This is a genomic window from Acinetobacter pollinis, from assembly GCF_015627175.1.
In the GTDB taxonomy this organism is placed as follows: domain Bacteria; phylum Pseudomonadota; class Gammaproteobacteria; order Pseudomonadales; family Moraxellaceae; genus Acinetobacter; species Acinetobacter pollinis.
The window spans coordinates 1-2756 of record NZ_VTDQ01000081.1 but is presented as its reverse complement, the minus strand read 5'-3'; the positions used below and the strand labels follow the sequence as shown (position 1 = coordinate 2756).

Below are 2756 nucleotides of genomic sequence, written 5' to 3'. Positions count from 1 at the left end.
GTCTCTGTTTCTTTTACAGTTTGACTACTTTGTTCGTTATTTATATCTGCAATCTGATCGGCACTAACTAAATAGGTTTTTAGTTCTTTAGGTGGTTTTGGTGGGGGAGTCATGCCCAAATAAAGTAAACCAATCAAGGCTATCGCATGTACACCTAGTGTAAATCCAATAGCCTTTGCTTTTTGTTGATCAAATGGCTGTTTATCAAATTTTTTCATATTACTTAGCAGGGTCTGTAAGTAGGCCGACTTGGGTTAAGCCTGCTTCTTGTAAATTTGCCATGAGTATCACAACCTCACCATATGGACGTGATTGTGTACCATTAATCAGAACGCTCAGTTCTTGCTGTTGGTCTTGAGCAGTTTTTTGTGCATCGGCTAACGTTTGTTTGAGTTCTTCCAGATTCATTGCTTCATCTTTATGCTCGTGATAACGCAGTAAATAATTACCTTCAGCATCTAAAGTAACAATTGCTGGTGTGTCTTTCGATTGAAATGGAGAGCTTTTTGCTTTAGGAAGATCGACCTTTAAACTACTTGAAATCATGGGTGCGGTCACCATAAAAATGACCAGCAAAACGAGCATAACATCGATGTAGGGAACAACGTTCATGTCACTTTTAAGAGGTTTCTTTATACGTCCGAAACGTCCGCTACGCTGTATCGCCATATTATTCTGACTCCTGAGCAGAGCCTATAGATTGACGTTGAAGTAATGTAACCATCTCTTCTGCAAAAAGTGCGCGATCAGAGTAAATACTTTCGCTTTTCGCTGTAAAGTGGTTAAAGGCCAGTACGGCTGGAATTGCTGCAAACAGACCAATTGCGGTTGCAATGAGTGCCTCGGCAATACCCGGAGCAACAGTAGCGAGAGTGACTTGTTCTACGCCTGCAAGACCAATAAAAGCATTCATAATACCCCAAACTGTACCAAATAAACCTACGTAAGGTGCTACAGATCCAATACTTGCTAGACTGTTTAAACCAGATTCAAGTGTGCTTTGATCTCGGCTTAACCCTACACGCAAAATTCGTTCTGTTCCATCTATACGCTGTGTGGTTGTCGCTTGGCGTTTTTTAAGTTTGAGATATTCAGAGTATCCTTCGTAGAAAATATCTTCTAGGCCACGACGCTCTGAATTGAGTTGAGCATTATTATATAATGTTTCTGTTTCAGCGCCTGACCAAAACATTTTTTGAAAATGTTCATCTTGTTTATGTGCTTTTTTAAAGCCCATAGAGAGTTTGGCAATTACATACCAACTGTATATAGAAGCTAAAAAGAGTAAAAGCATGACCAGTTGTACTACAGGGCTCGCTTGTAAGATTAAATTGGTTATATGCAGTGTTGTTTCTACGTTTTGAGTGGTCATATCTAAAAAGCCATTGATGCCTAATTTTGTTCCATTTCTTTTTTAAGCAATGAACTAATTTCTTCTGGAAGTCGGCGTGGTAGCATATCTATACTTAAACATGCTAACTCGACTTCACCCGTTGCAAGCAAGATTTCACCACGATAAATATTCTGTTGCAATACAAATGACGCGGCTTTACAAGAAATAACACGAGCGGTTACAGTAATAAGGTCATCCATTAAAATTGGTTTGAGGTATTTGAGCTCGATACCACGGACAACAAAGTGATAATCTTTTTGATGCCAATAGTGATCTATACCTGAGGCACGCAACCATTCTGTTCGGGTTCTTTCCATGTATCGAATATGATTGGCGTGATAAACGATACCACCTGCATCTGTATCTTCGATATAAACGCGGATTTGAAATTTAAAATGGTTTGCCATGAGGAAAATCCTTATACAGCTACAGCAGGGAGTAGGGGGAATTTGAATAAACAAAATTTCATATACACTGTCATATCGCTTGGAGTGTAATTTTTTGAAATTTAAGGTTTGTATTTTCCTGTTTTAAAAGGAAATAATGAGATTGCATGCATCTCTTGATAAAATTAGAAGATGTACTCGTGACGCAAAATTTTAACAGAATGTTTTCAATCTAAAATGGCACAAGGTATCAATTCATAGGGTAAGGAATGATAGTAATTTTTTTAAATACAATATTAGGCCACTGCACTGTTGTAGTAGATAAATGAAAAGATTTTTATATTTATAATAGGATTAAAAGAAGTGTTATCAAGATTCACTTAAATTATGTTATGGATATGCAATGCTAAAAATTATAAGAATTGAATACTACCTGCATTTATTAAGTTTAAATATATGAATAAATAGAGAATTATTCATATATTTATATGAATTTATTTTAAGAGTTTGAAAAAATTAGAGCAGAAATTAAATATTTGACTTGTCATGTCTGTCAATTAAATAGATACCATTATTACGTTATTTGAAGAGACTCTGGCGAAAATGAAATGTGGTGCTGTAAAATATTTAAAAGAGGGTTGTTTTTGATCGAAATGATCTATTTCTATTCTTGAGAAATAGGATGATTGATCATATGAGTAAGATTGAATTATAACCTTTTATAAAGTGTATGTATCAGGGTAGTTTAATTGAGACAGCTAAGGGATAACTTAAGGGAACTTTTGAGTTAAAAACTCCCACTATTGTTCATATTTATAGATCTAATGTACTGAAATTGGTCATCAAACCTAAAGTTTAGGAATTTTTAAATAATTTGTTATCTATGCTTTGAGTTAACTAGAAATTTATAGACCATGAGCATTTTGCTAAGACAGAATTTTTAGGTCATATATCTAAATTTTTTCATTGTCCAGATG

3 protein-coding genes and 1 pseudogene are annotated in these 2756 nt (G+C 35.1%); all 4 read right to left on the bottom strand.

The annotated features are described in order from the left end of the window. Window positions 1-218: pseudogene (locus tag I2F23_RS13715) on the bottom strand (cell envelope integrity protein TolA); the annotation flags it as partial. Window position 219: 1 nt separating this feature from the next. Continuing rightward, a complete protein-coding gene (tolR, locus tag I2F23_RS13710) occupies window positions 220-669 on the bottom strand; it encodes a protein TolR (protein WP_195773122.1) in 450 nt (149 codons plus the stop codon). 1 nt (window position 670) lies between these two features. After that, window positions 671-1372 carry a protein TolQ gene (gene tolQ, locus I2F23_RS13705; protein ID WP_195773121.1) on the bottom strand — a complete coding sequence of 234 codons (702 nt, stop codon included), beginning with the start codon at window positions 1370-1372 and terminating at the stop codon, window positions 671-673. Between the two features lie 20 nt (window positions 1373-1392). Next, window positions 1393-1800, bottom strand: a complete 408-nt coding sequence (gene ybgC, locus I2F23_RS13700) for a tol-pal system-associated acyl-CoA thioesterase (protein ID WP_195773120.1) — start codon at window positions 1798-1800, stop codon at window positions 1393-1395. Between the last annotated feature and the right edge of the window lie 956 nt (window positions 1801-2756).

Bases quoted from the DNA above. Each gene is read 5' to 3' on its own strand.
- tolR (WP_195773122.1), bottom strand. From the start codon at position 669: ATGGCGATACAGCGTAGCGGACGTTTCGGACGTATAAAGAAACCTCTT.
- tolQ (WP_195773121.1), bottom strand. From the start codon at position 1,372: ATGACCACTCAAAACGTAGAAACAACACTGCATATAACCAATTTAATC.
- ybgC (WP_195773120.1), bottom strand. From the start codon at position 1,800: ATGGCAAACCATTTTAAATTTCAAATCCGCGTTTATATCGAAGATACA.